This is a genomic window from Halorubrum sp. AD140 (assembly GCF_034497445.1).
Taxonomy (GTDB): Archaea; Halobacteriota; Halobacteria; order Halobacteriales; family Haloferacaceae; genus Halorubrum.
Genome location: NZ_JAXRUU010000065.1, coordinates 1 through 16,772 on the forward strand (window position 1 = coordinate 1; position 16,772 = coordinate 16,772).

The 16,772-nt window shown below is 71.0% G+C and carries 18 protein-coding genes and 1 pseudogene; 8 read left to right on the plus strand and 11 right to left on the minus strand.

Annotated elements, in window-relative coordinates; genetic code table 11:
- Together U4E84_RS13830 and U4E84_RS13835 are read left to right on the plus strand one after the other, a co-directional pair.
- On the plus strand, positions 1–756 hold a 756-nt coding region (locus tag U4E84_RS13830), incomplete at its 5' end, for an alpha/beta fold hydrolase (protein WP_322532697.1).
- A gap of 56 nt (positions 757–812) precedes the next feature.
- Positions 813–1,124 carry an MTH1187 family thiamine-binding protein gene (locus U4E84_RS13835; protein WP_322532698.1) on the plus strand — a complete coding sequence of 104 codons (312 nt, stop codon included), beginning with the start codon at positions 813–815 and terminating at the stop codon, positions 1,122–1,124.
- A 51-nt stretch (positions 1,125–1,175) separates the two neighbouring features.
- Here the strand turns inward: U4E84_RS13835 and U4E84_RS13840 are convergent, their stop codons facing one another.
- The 4 genes from U4E84_RS13840 to U4E84_RS13855 form a co-directional block, all read right to left on the minus strand.
- Complete coding sequence (locus tag U4E84_RS13840) at positions 1,176–2,684, minus strand: RtcB family protein (RefSeq protein WP_322532699.1); 1,509 nt, start codon at positions 2,682–2,684, stop codon at positions 1,176–1,178.
- A gap of 121 nt (positions 2,685–2,805) precedes the next feature.
- The gene (locus U4E84_RS13845; protein ID WP_322532700.1) at positions 2,806–3,303 is read right to left on the minus strand and encodes a hypothetical protein; all 498 of its coding nucleotides are present in this window, start codon (positions 3,301–3,303) and stop codon (positions 2,806–2,808) included.
- Positions 3,304–3,372: 69 nt separating this feature from the next.
- Positions 3,373–3,825 (minus strand): archease, encoded by a 453-nt coding sequence (locus tag U4E84_RS13850; RefSeq protein ID WP_322532701.1) that lies wholly within the window; start codon positions 3,823–3,825, stop codon positions 3,373–3,375.
- Complete coding sequence (locus tag U4E84_RS13855) at positions 3,822–4,664, minus strand: DUF502 domain-containing protein (RefSeq protein WP_322532702.1); 843 nt, start codon at positions 4,662–4,664, stop codon at positions 3,822–3,824. The genes U4E84_RS13850 and U4E84_RS13855 overlap by 4 nt, the downstream gene beginning before the upstream one ends.
- A gap of 147 nt (positions 4,665–4,811) precedes the next feature.
- On the opposite strand from U4E84_RS13855, the gene U4E84_RS13860 reads away from it, so the two are divergent.
- Positions 4,812–5,285, plus strand: a complete 474-nt coding sequence (locus U4E84_RS13860; RefSeq protein WP_322532703.1) for an N-acetyltransferase — start codon at positions 4,812–4,814, stop codon at positions 5,283–5,285.
- Positions 5,286–5,391: 106 nt separating this feature from the next.
- Positions 5,392–6,615, plus strand: a complete 1,224-nt coding sequence (gene hmgA / locus U4E84_RS13865; protein ID WP_322532704.1) for a hydroxymethylglutaryl-CoA reductase (NADPH) — start codon at positions 5,392–5,394, stop codon at positions 6,613–6,615.
- Positions 6,616–6,637: 22 nt separating this feature from the next.
- Here the strand turns inward: hmgA and U4E84_RS13870 are convergent, their stop codons facing one another.
- The 6 genes from U4E84_RS13870 to glyA form a co-directional block, all read right to left on the minus strand.
- A complete protein-coding gene (locus tag U4E84_RS13870; protein WP_322532705.1) occupies positions 6,638–6,895 on the minus strand; it encodes a DUF2250 domain-containing protein in 258 nt (85 codons plus the stop codon).
- Between the two features lie 84 nt (positions 6,896–6,979).
- The gene (gene cofH / locus U4E84_RS13875) at positions 6,980–8,425 is read right to left on the minus strand and encodes a 7,8-didemethyl-8-hydroxy-5-deazariboflavin synthase subunit CofH (RefSeq protein ID WP_322532706.1); all 1,446 of its coding nucleotides are present in this window, start codon (positions 8,423–8,425) and stop codon (positions 6,980–6,982) included.
- 58 nt (positions 8,426–8,483) lie between these two features.
- Positions 8,484–9,482 (minus strand): ornithine cyclodeaminase family protein, encoded by a 999-nt coding sequence (locus U4E84_RS13880; protein ID WP_322532707.1) that lies wholly within the window; start codon positions 9,480–9,482, stop codon positions 8,484–8,486.
- A 72-nt stretch (positions 9,483–9,554) separates the two neighbouring features.
- A complete protein-coding gene (locus U4E84_RS13885; RefSeq protein ID WP_322532708.1) occupies positions 9,555–9,836 on the minus strand; it encodes a hypothetical protein in 282 nt (93 codons plus the stop codon).
- Positions 9,837–9,998: 162 nt separating this feature from the next.
- Positions 9,999–10,409, minus strand: a complete 411-nt coding sequence (locus U4E84_RS13890) for a DUF3054 domain-containing protein (protein WP_322532709.1) — start codon at positions 10,407–10,409, stop codon at positions 9,999–10,001.
- Positions 10,410–10,486: 77 nt separating this feature from the next.
- The gene (gene glyA / locus U4E84_RS13895) at positions 10,487–11,734 is read right to left on the minus strand and encodes a serine hydroxymethyltransferase (protein ID WP_322532710.1); all 1,248 of its coding nucleotides are present in this window, start codon (positions 11,732–11,734) and stop codon (positions 10,487–10,489) included.
- A gap of 199 nt (positions 11,735–11,933) precedes the next feature.
- Between glyA and U4E84_RS13900 the strand changes: the two genes are divergently transcribed.
- The 3 genes from U4E84_RS13900 to U4E84_RS13910 all read left to right on the plus strand — a co-directional run bounded on the left by U4E84_RS13900 (position 11,934) and on the right by U4E84_RS13910 (position 14,961).
- Positions 11,934–12,740, plus strand: a complete 807-nt coding sequence (locus U4E84_RS13900; protein WP_322532711.1) for a transcriptional regulator TbsP — start codon at positions 11,934–11,936, stop codon at positions 12,738–12,740.
- A gap of 112 nt (positions 12,741–12,852) precedes the next feature.
- Positions 12,853–14,544, plus strand: a complete 1,692-nt coding sequence (locus U4E84_RS13905; RefSeq protein WP_322532712.1) for a YcaO-like family protein — start codon at positions 12,853–12,855, stop codon at positions 14,542–14,544.
- A 78-nt stretch (positions 14,545–14,622) separates the two neighbouring features.
- A complete protein-coding gene (locus tag U4E84_RS13910) occupies positions 14,623–14,961 on the plus strand; it encodes a cupin domain-containing protein (RefSeq protein ID WP_322532713.1) in 339 nt (112 codons plus the stop codon).
- Positions 14,962–14,977: 16 nt separating this feature from the next.
- Here U4E84_RS13910 and U4E84_RS13915 read toward each other — a convergent pair whose 3' ends face one another.
- Positions 14,978–15,991, minus strand: coding sequence for a hypothetical protein (locus U4E84_RS13915; RefSeq protein WP_322532714.1), 1,014 nt, complete (start codon positions 15,989–15,991; stop codon positions 14,978–14,980).
- A gap of 312 nt (positions 15,992–16,303) precedes the next feature.
- Here U4E84_RS13915 and U4E84_RS13920 point away from each other — a divergent pair.
- Positions 16,304–16,772 (plus strand): annotated as a pseudogene (locus U4E84_RS13920) (GHMP kinase); the annotation flags it as partial.

Consider the following 16,772-nt stretch of genomic DNA (forward strand, 5'->3'; position numbering starts at 1 on the left):
GAGCGGAGCTTCGGCTACCCGGCGGTCGCGGAGCGCTTCGCCGACGCCGGCTACGCCGCGTTCCTGTTCGACTACCGCGAGTTCGGCGCCTCCGACGGCGACTCGCAGGCGGTCCACCCCGCGGACCAGCGCGAGGACTACGCGGCCGCGATCGACCGCGTCCGCCGCGTCGACGCCGTCGGCCGCGATCTCGTGCTCTTGGGCGCGTCGCTGTCGGCGGCACACGTCCTCACGCTCGCCGCCGATCGGGGCGACGTCGACGCCGTGATCGGCGCGGTCCCGATGCTCGACGGTCGAGCGATCGCCCGACGCAGAGGCGGCAGGTACCTCGCGCGCTCCGGGATCGCCGGGCTCCGGGACCTGATCGGACACCGGATGGGCCGCGGGCGGACCGTTCCGATCGTCGGGGGGACCGAGGAGCTCGCGGCGATCACCGAGCCGGGGACGAAGCGGAAGTACCTCGACCTGGTCGACCGCGAGTCGTCGTGGCGAAACGAGACGCCGGCGCGGTCGCTGCTGCGCGTCGCGAACTACCGCCCGGTCGAGCGGATCGGCGAGATCCGGGCGCCGACCCTGCTCTTGGCCGGGACCGACGACACCATCGTCGACAGCGAGGCGGTCGTCGACGCCGGCGAGCGGCTCGCGCGCGGGACCGTGGTCACCATGCCCGCCGACCACTTCTCCCCGCTCGGCGAGGACTTCGAGCCGGCGGTCGGCCACCAGCTCTCCTTCCTGCGGGACGCCCTCGACCGGTAATAGGCCCGGGCGAGTGGGCGCCCGTTTTTAAGTTCCAGCGTCGCGAATCCGCGGCCATGACCACGGTCGCGCTGTTGAGCGTCGCGCCGGTGATCGAGGGAAGTCTGGCCGAGGAGGTCGCTAAAGCCGTCGCCGCGCTCGACGAGTTCGACGTGAGCTACGAGACGAACCCGATGGGCACCGTGATCGAGGCCAACGACGCCGAGACGGTGTTCGCCGCGGCCGCGGCCGCCCACGAGGCCGTCGACGGCGACCGCGTCTCGACGGTACTGAAGGTCGACGACAAGCGGACGGCGGACACGACCGCCGCCCGGAAGGTGGAGGCCGTCGAGGAGCACCTCGGGCGGCGGGCGAAGCGAGAGCGCTGAGCCGGACCGCCGCGATCCGTCCCTTCGTCGCCTGGTGCGTGCGGGGCGTCGCTAGCCCTTGATGTTGCAGACGGGGAACGTCCGCGCCACCTTGTCGCCGATACCCAGCTCGTCGCTGACGCGGATCACCTCGTCGATGTCCTTGTACACGCCGGGCGCCTCCTCGGCGATGGTCGCGCCCGACTGCGCTTTCACGTAGATCTGCTGGCCCGATTCGAGGTCGTCTTGCACGTCCTCGCCCCAGAACTCCTGTTTCGCCTGCGTCCGGCTCATCAGTCGGCCGGCGCCGTGAGCGGTGGAGCCGAAGGAGACGCGCATCGACTCGGCGCCGCCGCGGAGCACGTACGAGCCGGCGCCCATGCTCCCGGGGATGATCACGGGCTGGCCCACGTCGCGGTACGACTCGGGTACGTCCTCGTGGCCCGCGGGGAACGCGCGCGTGGCGCCCTTTCGGTGGACGTACAGCTCCCGGTCCGCGCGGCCCACGGCCTCGTCACCGACCGCCGGGCGCCCGTCGGCGTCGACGCCGACCTCGTGGGTCTCCTTCTTCGCGATGTTGTGCGCCACGTCGTACAGGAGCTCCATCCCGAGGTCCGCTATGGGGTCGGCGTCGAACACCTCGCCGAACGTCTCGCGGGCCTGGTGGGTGATCAGCTGCCGGTTCACCCACGCGAAGTTGATGCACGCGCCCATCGCGCCGTAGTACTCCTCGGCCAGCGCGGAGCCGGCGGGCGCGGCCGCGAGCTCCTTGTCGGGCAGCGAGTCGAGGAGGTCCCCGTGCGTCTTCTCGATCCGTCGCAGGTAGTCGTTGCAGGTCTGGTGGCCGAGCCCGCGGCTCCCGCAGTGGATCAGAACGACGATCCCGTCCGCTTCGAGCCCGTACGCCTCGGCGACGTCCTCCAAGAACAGGTCGGTGACGCGCTGGACCTCCAGGAAGTGGTTCCCCGACCCGAGCGAGCCCATCTGGTTGCGTCCGCGGTCCGTCGCCTTCTGGGAGACGTACTCCGGCCGGGCGTCGGGTCTCCGGCCCTCGTCCTCGCAGCGCGCGAGGTCGCTCTCGATCCCGTATCCCTCCTCGACCGCCCACTCGACGCCCCGTTCGAGGGCGCCCTCGATCGCGTCGGCGTCGCCCTCGATCACCCCGCCGCCGCCGAGCCCGGACGGAATCGCCTCGAAGAGCGCGTCGACGAGCTCGGACTCGCGGCCGCGAACGTCGTCGTAGGTGAGATTTGTATTCACCATCCTTACGCCGCAATTTATGTCGTAGCCGACCGCTCCGGGCGAAATACAGCCTGTCCGGGTGTCGATGGCGCCGACGCCGCCGACCGGGAAGCCGTACCCCTGGTGGCCGTCGGGCATACAGAGGGCGGGCTCGACCATTCCGGGCAGGTGCGTGGCGTTTTTCAGCTGCCGGAGCGTGGCGTCCTCACCGATCTCCTCCAAGAGCGCCTCGCTGGCGAGGACCCGCGCCGGGACGTTCATGTCGCCCTCGCGGGGGATCTCCCAGACGTGCTCGCGCACCTTCTCCAGTCGGATCCCGTCGAACTCGCGCGTGGTCATACCCGGCGTTCGGTGCGGGGGGAGAAGGGCGTTGCGTCAGGCGGGCGCGAGGGGCGAGACGGTGCGGGTCGCTCGCGACCACCCGCCACGGGCCCAACCGGTCGACCGAGTCCAACGGCAGCTAGCCGGTCCCGCCGTCGGCGAGCGTGAGCGCGGCGAAGACGCGACCGAGCACGAGCCCGTAGATCAGGTGGGCGACTGCGATGATCGCCCCGAACTCGAAGCTCGCCGTGATCCCGGGGACCGGCAGCGTGGGGATCGGCAGCGACGTCGCCCCTCCGAGCGCGATCGCGGTCGGCAACAGCAGCCCACCGGTGATCGTCCCGAGCAGCGCCGAGTGGACGACGCCGAGCGAGAGCCAGCCGCCGACGTCGGCGCGCAGGTCGTCGAAGAAGGGACGGTCGAAGAGCGCGACGAACAGGAGCCCGAACAGCGTGCTGTTGAACAGGTGAACCGCCCACCCGGCGAGAGTCGTTCTGACGCCGACGAGCCCGCCGATCGTCGGCATGAGGCCCAACACCGCGTGTAACACGACGCCCATCGCTGCGCCGGCGGCGAGACCGCCGATCGCCCCGGCGCGCCAGCGTTGCCCGGTCGCCGCCGTCGGCGGCTGTGACATACAGTAATGACAGGTCGCAGACGCATAACCGTTTCCACGGTACGGAGCGTTTCGCGGCTTTCGGAGCGCTCAGACGTCGAAGACGACGTACGCGTACCACCCCTCGCCGCGTCGCTCGAGACGCATCTCCGAGTAGGTGACCGCCTTTATCTCCCGGGCCGCGACGTCGTCGAGCGGAACCCCGCGGGCGCTCGCCTCGACGGTCCACGCGTGGGGGTCGTCCCGCTGTGCTGGCTCGTCGTCCGGCGGCGGCTCGGCTGGTCCCGAGACCGCACACCGGTGGGCCGCCGGAAGCACGAGCCGCACGTCCCGCTCGTAGATCAGCTGATCGAGGTAGTCGAACAGCAGCGCCTCCCGGCTCTCGGCGGTCACGGTGAGCTCGAACCGGCGTCCACTCTCGGGGACCGCCTCGCAGCTCGCGGCGGTGAGCCCGTCGGCGACGGACTCGAACAGCGCCGCGAGGGTCGGCGCGGTCGCCTCGACCGCCACGTCGGCGGTGTGGTCGCGGAGTTCGAAGCTCACGGCTCGTCCCCCGGATCGTCGGCTCCGCTCCACTCGTCGTCTGCTTCGCCGCTCTCGCCGGTCGGTCCGCCGCTCTCGCCGGTCGGGCGCTTCGCGGCGTCAGACCCCGGAGAGTGATACGAGCCGAGTCGGTCGCCCGGGGTACCGCTGCGGACCTGTGACGGCGAGACGCCGTCGGCGTCGGCCGCGGCGCATTCGAGAGCGACGCCGCTCGTCATCAGCGCTCGAACCCCCTCCTCGACGGTCAGGTCCACCTCAACGATCCGGCGCTCGGGGACGAACAGGACGTGTCCACCCATCACCGGGTTCGGTGCCATCGGCATGAACACCGTCCGCATCTCGCCGCTCTCGGCGACGGCCGCGACCCCCGTCGGGGTCCGGCTCGTGACGAACGCGAGCGTGTAGACCTCCTCGGTGGGGAACTCGACGAGGACCACCTCCCGGAAGTTCTCGTCGTCGGACTCCAGCATGACGTCGCTCATCTGTCTGAACCCGCGGTACACCGAGCCGACACCGGGGATCTGCTCGATCGCGTAGTCGGCGTAGTCGACCGCGCGCTCGCCGTACCGCGTCGACTCGACGGCGAGCCCGAGCAGGAGGATCGACCCGACGAACACGACGGGCGTCACGAGCTCGACGGCCAGTTCGCGGCTGATCGGGAGCGCCGACGGCGGAACCATCGGACCGATCGCCGACGAGAACGCGTCCAGGTAGTTGTACACCGCGTTGAACGCGACACCGAGCACGGCGAGGGTGATGACGGAGGGAACGATGACGGCGACCCCGGTCAGGAACCCCCGTCTGAGGCGGTCTCGTTCAGACGGCGATTCGGCGGCCATTGTCGGCACCACGGCCGACCTGGCCAAAACGCTTCCGTCGGCGGATGCGGTCGGCGAAAAGAGGCTCGGCTCGCGCCGGAGCGGACCGACCGCAACCCTCCCCGGTGGCGGTGGAGTTATATTCTGCTGGCGTGTTACCTTCTTGCAGTGAGCGTCAACGTGGAGAAACGGACGGACCCGCCCGGAGCGTCCGAGTACGCCGCCGCGGCGTGGGACCTCAAAGAGCGGATCCGATCCGAAGAGGGGGTCCTCAGACAACGTCGAGGCTTCTTCACCGACGCCTATCGCCGCTCCACGACACATCTGCTCGTCGAGAACGACGCGCTCGTCGCGTTCGCCTCGGTCCGCCGCGACGGCTACGTCCTCTTTCTCGCCGTCCACCCGGACCACCGCGGGCGCGGCCACGCGGAGCGGCTCGTCGCCGACGTCGCCGCCGATCACCGGTCGGTCACCTGTCACGCCCGGACGACCAACCGGGGGGCGCTCGGCTTCTACGAGCACCTCGGGTTCGAGGTCGTCCGCCGGATCGACGACTACTACGAGGACGGCGGCGACGCCTACTACCTCAAGCTCGGCGGCGAGTCGCTCCGAGAGCGGCTCTCCGGGTTCGTCGGACGGTAGCGGGGTCCGCCGCCTCCGGCCCGGCGGCCGAACGCGAACGCGCGGTCGACACCCGAGACCCCGCGGAACCGACACTCATTAGCACGCGCCGCGAGGAGACCACTCCATGACGGAACCCACTCCCGCGTCGCTCGCGGAGCGCGTCCGCGCCGGCGACGTCCGCTTCCACGAGCTGGAGGAGCACGCCGACGCCGACACCGCCGCGGCCGCCCGCCGACTCCTCGTCGCCGAGACCGCCGACGCCGACGTCGACGTCCTGGGCGAGTACGCGTTCGACGCGGCCGACGCCCACGGGTCGAACATCGAGAACATGATCGGCGCGGTGCAGGTGCCGCTCGGCGTCGCCGGTCCGGTGGCGATCGACGGCGGCGCGCTCGCCAGCGAGCGCTACCTCCCGCTGGCGACGACCGAGGGCGCGCTGGTCGCCTCGATCAACCGCGGCTGCTCGGTCGTCAACGACGCCGGCGGGGCGACCGCGCGCGTGACCAAGCGCGGGATGACCCGCGCGCCCGTCTTCCGCGTCAAAGACGTCGCCGAGGCGGAGGCGCTCGTCGCGTGGGTCCGCGACGGCGAGGACGCGCTGCGGGAGGCCGCCGAGTCGACGACGAGCCACGGCGAGCTGCTCGACGTGACGCCGTACGTGGTCGGCAACAACGTCTACCTTCGGTTCCGCTACGACACGAAGGACGCGATGGGGATGAACATGGCCACCATCGCGACGCGGGAGGCCTGCGACGTCATCGAGGCCGAGACGGACGCCGCGCTCGTCGCGCTCTCCGGGAACCTCTGTTCGGACAAGAAGCCCGCCGCGATCAACGCGGTCGAGGGGCGCGGCCGGTCGGTGAGCGCCGACGTCGAGGTCCCCCGCGAGGTGGTCGAGGAGCGGCTCCACACGACCCCCGAGGCGGTCGCCGAGATCAACACCCGGAAGAACCTCGTCGGCTCCGCGAAGGCGGGCGGACTCGGCTTCAACGCGCACGTCGCCAACGCGGTCGCGGCGATGTTCCTCGCGACCGGGCAGGACGAGGCGCAGGTCGTCGAGGGCGCGAACGCGATCACGACCGCGGAGGCGACGCCGGACGGCGACCTCTACTGCTCCGTCTCGCTGGCGAGCCTGGAGGTGGGTACCGTCGGCGGGGGAACCAAGCTGCCGACGCAGGCCGCCGGCCTCGACGTGCTGGGCGTCCGCGGCGGCGGCGACCCCGCCGGGAGCAACGGCGACGCGCTCGCGGAGGCCATCGCGGTCGGCGCGCTCGCGGGCGAGCTCTCGCTGCTCGCGGCGCTCGGCTCCAGACACCTCTCGTCGGCGCACGCGGAACTCGGTCGGTAGCTCGCGACCGAACCCCGACCCGTCAGTCCGACCACGACGCGCAGTCCTCGCAAAGCGCGCCCGCACCGGCGTCGGTGGCCCGGTACACCGCCTCGCCGCTGACCCGCTCGACGAGCCCCGCCGCTTCGAGCGCGTCGAGTCGGGACTCGACGTAGGCGAGGTACAGCCCGGTGTTGCTCGCGACGAACGCCGGGTAGTCGGTCCCCACGTCGACGAGGTACGCGAGCACGCGCTCGTCGGAGCGCGTGAGGTCCACAGATCGGGCGTCAGACGCGGGCATCGTCGTTCCTGCGAACGAGTACCAATACAAAGGGCTTTCCGCCGGTTCCCGCTCGCTGGGAGGCGGGGGTCGAACGCGTCCGGCTCAGTCGCCGGCGCCGGCAGACCCTCCCTCGGGGCTCGCGCCGTCGGCCGACCGGTCGGGAAGCATCGGCGTGCCGTCGGCCCGCGGTCCGAGCCGCGGCCCGTGGGGTCCGTCGTCGGGGTCGATCCGGCGACGGGTGCGGTAGTCGGTGGAGCGCTCGACCGGAGTGCGCCCGATCGCGGTTATCATCTCGACGTAGTCCTCGAACGAGCGGTACTCGCCGTGCTCGCCGCCCGCGCGCTTGGTTATCTCCTCCGAGAGGATGGTGCCCATGAAGTCGTCGGCGCCGCAGTTGAGCAGCTTCAGGCCGTGGGCGTCGCCCGACTTCACCCACGACGCCTGGACGTGGTCGACGTTGTCGAGGAAGAGGCGCGCGACCGCGACCACCAGCTCGTCCTCGTCGCGGGAGGGGCCGGAGTCGACGACGCCGTGCCGGTAGAGCGGGGTGTTCCGGTGGATGAACGAGAGCGGGACGAACTCCGTGATTCCGCCCGTGCGGTCCTGAAGGTCGCGGATCACCTGCAGGTGTCGCGCGCGGTGTTCGACCGTCTCGACGTGGCCGTACATCATCGTCGAGGTGACGTCGAGCCCGGCCGCGACCGCGCCCTCCATCGCCGCCACCCAGTCGTCGGTGCGGATCTTCCCCGGGCAGATCACGTCGCGGACCTCGTCGACGAGGATCTCCGCGGCGGTGCCGGGCGCCGAGTCGAGGCCGGCGGCCGCCAGCTCGCGGTACACCGTCTCGTAGTCCCAGTCGGTGCCGCGGGCGGCGTGGTACGCCTCCTCGGGCGTCATCGAGTGGAGGTGGACGCCGCCAACCGACATCGCGCGCATCTGCTCCAGGTACGTCCCCGGGTCTGTCGCGTACGCCGCCGGCGGCCTGTAGTTCACCTCGCTCGCGGGGTCGTCGCGGGCGGCCAGGATCTCGTGGTGCTCGGCGTTCAGCGCGAGGGCGGGGTGGAGCCCCGAGACGGAACACACCTCGTAGACCCCCATCTCGAGGGCGTCCTCGACGATCCGCCGGGACTCCGTGGGGGTCTTGGTGAACCCCGCGTGGTCCGCGTCGCTGTCGGCCTCGAACGCGTGCGCGGAGTCCTTGAAGTTACAGAACAGACAGCCCGTGTTGCAGGCGGTGGTGACGTTATTGTTGAGGTTGGCGACGAACGTGACCTCGTCGCCGACCTCCTCGCGGCGGCGGCGGTCGGCGGCCTCCAACACCCGCTCCTTCCGAACCCGGTCGATCCCGTCGGCGTCCGTGCCGGTCGCGAGCAGCTCGACCGCGTCGTCGACGGAGAGGCGGGCGCCGTCGCGGGCCTTCGCCAGCGCGTTCTCGAACGACTGGTCGGTCGACGGCTCGGCGAAGCCGAACTCGCCGTCGAGGTCGGCCGCGTCGCTCGCGGCGCTCGCCTCCGGGCCGTTCGCGTCGGGATCCCGCGCCGGAGTCATCGCGTACCCGTCCCCGTCCCACGAGTAAAAACCGGGCGGTCGCGATTCCCCTCGCGAGTCATCGCCCCGTGAGCGCCTCGCTCGCTGGCGCGACGTCGAGCGGCTGGCCGCGGCCCGCCTCGCTCGCCCGCTCGTACAGCATGTGCGCGGCCGCGACCGTCTCGATCCCGGTCCCGCCGGAGTCGAACACGGTGATCTCGTCCTCGCTCGTCCGACCGGGGTGCCCGCCGGAGACGACCTCGCCGAGGTCGGCCGCGACGTGGTCCTCGTCGACGAGCCCGGCGTCGAGGGCGGCCAGGAACGACCCCGCGTCCCGGCTCGCCCGCTCGCGGATGTCTGGGACGTACGTCGACCGGGCGATGAGCTCCGGCGGGAGCTCGTTCTTCTTCGGATTGTACTGTCCCATCGCCGTGACGTGAGCGCCGGGCTCGACGTCGGCGTCGTCGATCACGGGGTCGCTCGCGTTCGTCGCCGTGATCACCACGTCGGCCCCGGCGACCGCCGCGCCCGCGCTCGCGACCGCCGTGACCTCGGGCTCGATCCGGTCGGCGAACTCGTCGGCGAACGCCTCGCGGTGCTCGGCGGTCGGCGAGAACACCCGCACGGCTTCGAACTCCCGGACGGTCGCGGTGGTCGCGAGCTGGCCGCGGGCCTGCGCCCCGCTCCCGATCACGGCGACCTCAGTCGCGTCCTCGCGGGCGAGCGCGTCGACCGCGACCGCGCCCGCGGCGCCCGTCTTGAACGGGTTCATCGAGGCGCCGTCGAGCAGCGCCAGCGGCTCGCCCGACTCGGCGTCGAACAGGGGGGTCATAAACCACGCGTCGCCGGCCCCGAAGCCCGCGGAGTAGGTGTATCCCCCCATCGCCCCGGTCTCCGGGAGGATCGCGGTGTAGGCGGTCAACATTCCCGCCGGATCGCGGTTGAACAGCGCCGTTCGCGGCTCCGCCGGCGCCCCCTCGCCGACCTGTCGGTACGCGTCGCGCACGGCGGCGACGTAGTCGGCCGGCTCGGCGAGGTCGTCGACGTCGGCGCTCGCGAGGAACAGCGTCTCTGTCATACCCGACCGCTCGGTCCCGGACGACTAAACCGTACGGGGACCCGGGACGCGACCGACGGGACTCGACGTCGATCAGTCGGACGCGCCGCGCGAGGGGGAACGGCGGCGAGAGCGGTCGACCGGTCGACCACGCGCGCCTCCGGCCGATTCGCCGGCGGATCGGTCGATCCGTGCGCGCCGGTCACCGGCGACTGGAGTTCGGACGAACAGCGCGTGGGCCACGATGGCCCCCGCGACGAGCGCACCTCCGGGCAGCGCGGCCGTCAACGACAACCCCACCAGGTTCAGGAAGGCGGTCACACCGATCAGCGCTGCCGGGATGAGCCCGAGAACGTAGTCGTAGTATCCAGTCATGATCCACCGTATCGTAGGGCAAAATGCCTATTAAATTTTTCTCGGGGTTCGACGTGATAGCTCTCGTGTTCACATCGAAGGACCTCATAAGTTATGAGGACGTACACATCGCCGCGGGGTCGGAAACAGGGTGCCGATCGTGAATCGGGACGCGACGACCGCCTACCTGAGACGGAAGTAGAGGGCGCGCCAGCCGCCCAGCGCGAGCGATCCCAACACGAGCATGACCACGGCGAACGAGAGCGCGGCCCCGCCCCTGAAGACGAACTCGCGGAGCGCCAGTCCGACCAGCGCCGCCGGAATCCACGAGCGGATCACGAGCGGGACCGACGACTTCGCGGTCTCGACGGCGCCGGCCGAGTAGGCGCCCACGAGCGGCGCGACGAGCGCCCACGCGATCAGGAACGGCGCGAACACCTCCAGCAGGTACAGCGGGTTCGACGACAGGAACTCGACCGTTGTGTGGTTGAGCGTGCCGACGGTCAATAGGGCGATCAGCGTGATCAGGTCTCCGACCGCGAGCGGGACGGCGCCGCGGTCGAGCCGTGCTGCGAGGAACGACGAGTCGGCCATGGAGACCCGTCGTCGCCCCTCCTACTTTGTACGCACGGATTCCGTCCGGGGGTCGCTCCGCCGGCCCTCGCCCACGACTACTCGTAGAGTGGGTGCGCCTCGCAGAGCTCGACGACGCGCTCGCCGACCTCGTAGATGACGTCGTCGCTGTCGACGTCGTCGACGACGCGGTAGATGAGGTCGCCGACCTCCTCGATCGCGGCCTCGTCGAAGCCGCGGGTCGTGAGCCCGGCCGTCCCCGCGCGGATCCCCGACGGGTTGAACGGCGATCGCGTCTCCCCCGGCACGGTGTTCCCGTTGAGCACGATGTTCGCGGCCGCGAGCGCGTCCTCGGCGTCGCCGCCCGGCAGGTCCGGGTGCGAGTCGCGGAGGTCGACCAGCACGAGGTGGTTGTCGGTGCCGCCGGAGACCAGAGAGAGCCCGTGCCCTTGAAGCGTCTCGGCGAGGATCTCCGCGTTGTCCACGACCCGCTGCGCGTACTCCTCGAACTCGGGTTCGAGCGCCTCCTTGAACCCCACCGCCTTGCCGGCGACGTTGTGCATCAGCGGGCCGCCCTGCCCGCCGGGGAACACGGCCTTGTCGACGTCGTCCGCGTACTCCTCGTCGCACATCACGATCCCGCCGCGGCCGGCGCGGATCGTCTTGTGGGTCGAGCCGGTGACGAAGTCCGCGATCCCGACCGGCGAGGGGTGGACACCGGCCGCGACGAGCCCGGTGATGTGCGCGATGTCGGCCAGGTGGTAGGCGTCGACCGCGTCGGCGGCGGCCTGGATCGCCTCCCAGTCGACGGTCCGCGGGTACGCCGAGTAGCCGGAGACGACGATGTCGGGCTCGAACTCCTCGGCCGTCTCGCGGAGCCCCTCGTAGTCGATGTACCCCGTCTCGGGGTCGACCTCGTACTGCTCGACCTCGTAGATCTGTCCGGTGAAGTTCGCGGGGTGGCCGTGCGAGAGGTGCCCGCCGTGGGTCAGGTCGAGCGAGAGGATCTTGTCGCCCGGCTCCAACACCGCGTAGTACACCGCCTGGTTCGCCTGCGTCCCCGAGTGCGGCTGGACGTTGACGTGCTCGGCGCCCCACAGCTCCGTGGCGCGCTCGATCGCGAGCTCCTCGACCTCGTCGGCGTACTCGCAGCCGGCGTAGTACCGCGCGCCCGGGTAGCCCTCGGCGTACTTGTTCGTGAGGACGCTCCCCTGCGCCTCCAGCACCGCCTCGCTGACGTGGTTCTCGCTGGCGATCATCGCGAGCGTCTGCTCCTGTCTGTCGCGCTCGCCGGCCAGCGCGTCGGCGACCGCCGGATCGACCTCCCGAACGTGCTCGGTGTCCATGTACGAACGCCGGTGCGATCGCGCATTAATCCTTCCGTCACGTCGTCGCTGTCGCGTGCCCGGCGGGCCGTCCGATCCTCGTTCCATGCCGTCGAGTGGATCCGCCGTTTTCGGCCGTTTCGGGGGCCGTAACCGCGTTGTTCACTCCTCCAATCCCGTTAATATTAAATACGCATCTGGCTTTTATCCGGAGAGATATATGGTGTCGAATTTACTGGAGACGGACGTCGAGAACGTTCTCGACGCGGCGTTCGCCGCCGACGACGAGGAGCTCCTCGTCGTCGACCCGTCGGCGGAGACGATCGTATCGCTCGTCGAGGCGGCGACCGGCCGAGACGACCTGCCCTCGCTGTCGATGCTGGCGGACGAACGGACGCTGAAGGACGTGACCGACGACTTCCTCGTCGCCTCGAAGGCGGCCGACCTCGTCGCCGACGGGTCGCTGGGGCTCCGCGTGCTCTCGACCGACGTCGACAACGCGCTGTTCGTCTCCCCGTCGCGCGTCGTCGTTCTCGTTGGCGCCGGCGATCACGTCGCCGCGCTCTCGTCCGACGACGAGGCGTTCGTCGACGAGGTGTTCGCGACGCACCGCGACGCCTTCGAGGCGGCCGAGGAGTACGGGCTCCGGACGCCGGCGCTCAGCCGCGTTCGCGAGACGATGGCCGCCGAGATCGGCGAGGCCACCCGCGACGACTTCGACGCCGTGCTCGCCTCGATGGAGTCCGCGGACGCCGCCCTCGACGAGGTGACCGTCTCGCTGCTCGTCGCCGCGAAGAACGACGTGCTCCTCTACGACATCTCGAAGTGGGGCGAGGACGTCGGGATCGCCTCGAAGGCGACGTTCTCCCGGACGAAGACCCGCCTCGAGGACCAGGGGATCATCGACACCGAGAAGGTCCCGATCGACGTCGGCCGCCCCCGGCTCCGGCTCAAGCTCGGCGACAACCGGCTCCACGGCGTCGACGCCGACGAGCTCGCCTCGGCCGCGAGCGAGATGACGGCCTGATCCCGGACCCGTCTCCTCTCTCGCCCGCCGGACCCGCCCTTTCGACCTCCACCCGTCGTCACTCCCCGCCGCCACCCGCGGTTTTTTTCCGCTCCTTCGCGTCGGACGCGACATGGACATCGGACTTGTCGGCGAGGGCCCCGCGGTCGACGCCGTCGCGGCCGCGCTCGGCGACGTCGACGTGAACGTGATGCCGGTCGAGCCGGGGCTCCTGGACGGCTTCGACCTCGCGGTCGTGATTGACACCGCCGGATCGAGGGCGTTCGCGGCCGCCAACGACGCGCTCGACCGCTGGGTCGGCGTCGAGGTGGGCGGCCTCGGCGGCGTCCCGCTCGAGGACGTCGACGCCGCGGTGACCGTCTTCGACGAGGCCTGCTACGACTGCCTCGGAGCGCGGGTCGAAAGCGGCGGGACGGAGCCGGCGGACGCCCCGAAGGGCCGGCGGTCGGCGGTGCGCTACGCCGGCGCGCTCGCGGGACGCCGCGTCATCAGGCTGCTCGCGGGCGACCCGGTCGCGGACACGGTCGTCGAGGTGCCGGGCGCGGAGCGGACCCTCCTCCCCGTCCCCGGCTGCGACTGCGGCGACGCCCCCGGCGACGCGCTGCCGCGAGCGCACGCGGAGCGCCCGCTCGACGAGTCGATCGACCGCGCCGAGCGGGCGGTCGACCCCCGGATCGGCGCGCTCTCGGAGGTCGGCGAGCGGGAGTCGTTCCCGGTGCCGTACTACGTCGCGCGCGTCGCCGACACCACCCCCTTCTCCGACGCCCGGGCCGCGGAGTTCGGCGGCGGCGTCGACGCCGGCTGGGACGCGGCGTTCATGAAGGCGCTCGGCGAGGGGTTAGAGCGGTACGCGGCGGGGGTCTACCGCGAGGCGTCGTTCACGCGCGCGCCGGCCGCGAACGTCCCGAACCCGGTGCCGCCGGATGCGTTCGTGCGACCCGACGACGCCGAGGCGTACGACCGCGACGACCGGCTCGCGTGGGTGACCGGCGAGGACCTCGCGACCGGCGAGCCGGCGAGTCTCCCGGCGGAGTTCGTTCACTTCCCGCCGCCGGAGCGCCGGTACCGCCCCGCGATCACCACCGGGCTCGGGCTCGGGAACTCCGGCCCGGAGGCCGCGCTCTCGGGGCTCTACGAGGCGATCGAGCGCGACGCGACGATGACCAGCTGGTACTCGACGACGGAGCCGCTCGGGCTGGCGGTCGAGGACCCGATCGTCGCCGAGTTAGAGAAGCGCGCGCGGGCAGAGTCGCTCTCGGTCACGCCGCTGCTCGTGACGACCGACGTCGACGTGCCCGTCGTCGCCGTGGGCGTCCACCGCGAGGGCGACTGGCCCCGATTCGCGGCCGGGTCGGGCGCCGACCTCGACCCGGTCGCCGCGGCCCGGGGCGCGCTCGCGGAGGCGCTCCAGAACTGGACGGAGCTCCGGTCGATGGGGCCGGAGGCGGCCGACGACGAGGGCGCCGCGATCGGCCGTCACGCCGACTTCCCCGACGAGACGCAGGCGTTCTTCGACCCGGACGCGAGCGTCTCCGCCGACGCGCTCGGCGAGCGGGAGCTCTCGGGGACCGCGGAGCTGGAGGCGGTCGTCGACCGCGTCGAGGCCGTCGGGCTGGAGCCGTACGTCGCGCGGGTCACGACCCGAGACCTCGCCGGGTTGGGGTTCGAGGCGGTTCGCGTCCTGGTCCCGGACGCGCAGCCGCTGTTCACGGGCGAGCCGTTCTTCGGCGACCGCGCCCGCGACGTGCCCCGATCGATGGGATTCGAGCCCGATCTGGAGAAGGCGTACCACCCGTTCCCGTAGGCGGTGGAGTCGCGCTCGCGCGTTCCGTCCGCCGCCCCACCCGCCCTATTTAAGTCGCTCCCGGTCGGCGGCTCTCTCATGGACGTCGTATCCGACGCGGACGTCGAGGCGGTCGAGGCGGTCGACGACGTGTTCCTCACGCAGGGCGCGGTCGGCGAGGACACCAGCATCCAGCTGTTCGTCATCGAGCCGGGTGCCGAAGTTCCCACACACGACCACCCGCACGAGCAGATCGGCGTGATCACCGAGGGGGCGATCACCTTCGTCGTCGACGGCGAGGAGCTGGTCGTCGAGGCCGGTGACACCTACGTCATCCCCGGCGACGAGCCGCACGCCGCGCGCAACGACGGCGACGAGACGGTCGTGGGGTACGACATCTTCTCGCCGCCGCGCGCGAATCCGGACTGGCAGGAGTGAGCCAGGCGCGAACTGCTCACGTCTCTTCGAAGTCCTGTAGCACCACGACGATCGCGTCCGCTGCGGGCACGTCTCGAACGCTGTACGTCGTCGGATGTCGCTGGTCGTGGGGGTACGCCTTCGGCTGGGAGATATCGTACGACTCGGTTCCGGAGAACCCCTCGAGGAACTCCCTCGTGATCATCGGTTCGAGGAACGCTAGCTGCGGGTTCTCTCCCGCGTTCGGATCCGCTCCGTTGTCGTCCAACCCGACGAAGCCCTGTATCAGGGTGTTCGAGAACTTCTCGGGCGCGCCGGGGAGTTCCGGCGCGTCCGCGGGCGCCAGGTGTTCGCCCATGTCGGTGATGTAGCGTTCCTCGGCCTCTGCCGGCGGGGAGCGGACGTACCCCTCCGGGATCTGGTCCGCTTCGAGTTCGGAGCCGATCTGCGTGGGTACTCCCCCGTCGTCCCGTCCCGTTATCTCGTCGTACGGCGGCAGTTCCGGCCCCTCGATCTCGTCGACGACCCCCGCGTCCAGCATGTGGAAGTGGATGTCGAAGTGCGGCTTCGACCAGGCGCCGCCACCGCCCGGGTGTCCCTCCGGGTTCCAGTTGAGACCGAGGAACGTGAACGGCGTGTTCGCCGCGCTCGGGAACGACACGAAGAACTCCAGCGACCACTTGTTGTGGATCTCGAGCGCTTCTCCGTCTGGGCCGTACTTGTCAGTGTACCGCTCTTCGCCCGAGCCCTCCAACGCCGCCGAGTCCGGCAGCCCCTCGAGCGCCGATCGATCGAACTCGACGCCGTGGTACCTCGGCTTTCCGGACGGGGTCTCGGTGGTGAACAGTCGCACTTCGCCGTCGCCGAGGTCGACGCTCTCACCGTAGCGGGTGATCCCGTCGGGTGGGAACCCCTTCGCGTCCGAACCGCGCGAGGTGGTCGCCGAGGCCACCCCCACCCCACCGTAGACCCCACCTGCGACCGCCGCCGTTCGAAGAACCGTTCGTCGTGCACACTGCGCATCCGGCAATCGGGTGCTGTCTTGCGTCATGTCTTCTCCCTCCGCGTGACACGGGCCCTTCCCGTATGCGATCAGATAGCACGTCGAACGTGTTAATGAATTTATCTGAAGGTGGTACACTCCGTGCCCACCCTCCGTACGCAGCGGGACCCTCGGTCTCTCACGCGGTCGTTTCGACGGAACCGCGAGACGGGGGCAGCCTGACGACAGCTCCCGGTCAGTCACGCGCCGATCGACTCCACGCACGGTTCCCGTTTGCCGTGGTGTCGCTCGGAGCCGGAGGCAACGCCCGCCACTGTCACGCAGCCTTTACCGGTCGGTTCCCAACTGAATATCAACGTAATGGCACGCGCGAGCGCCGGGGCCCGGCTCCACTTCGGCTTCTGTAACCTCAGCCTCTCGCACGAGCGGCTGTACGGCGCCCTCGGCCTCGGCCTCGCGGAGCCTCGGGTGGTCGTCGACGCCGACCCCGCCAAGGCGGTAACCGTCGAGACGCTCGACGGCGACGACCCCGCCGCCGACCCCGCTATCCGCGACGACGTCCGCGAGTACGCCCGCGTCGCCGTCGACCTGCTCGGCGTCGACGGGGCGCGCGTCGCGCTCCGCGAGACGCTCCCGCGCCACGCCGGGCTCGGAAGCGGCACCCAGCTGGCCGCGGCGACGCTCGCGGCGGTCGCGGCCGCCCACGATACCGAACCCTCCGTCCGCAAACGCGCTCCGGCGCTCGGCCGTGGCGGGCGCTCCGGCGTCGGCGTCGCGACGTTCGAGGCGGGCGGGTTCGCCCTCGACGCCGGCCACCCGACCGCGCGCT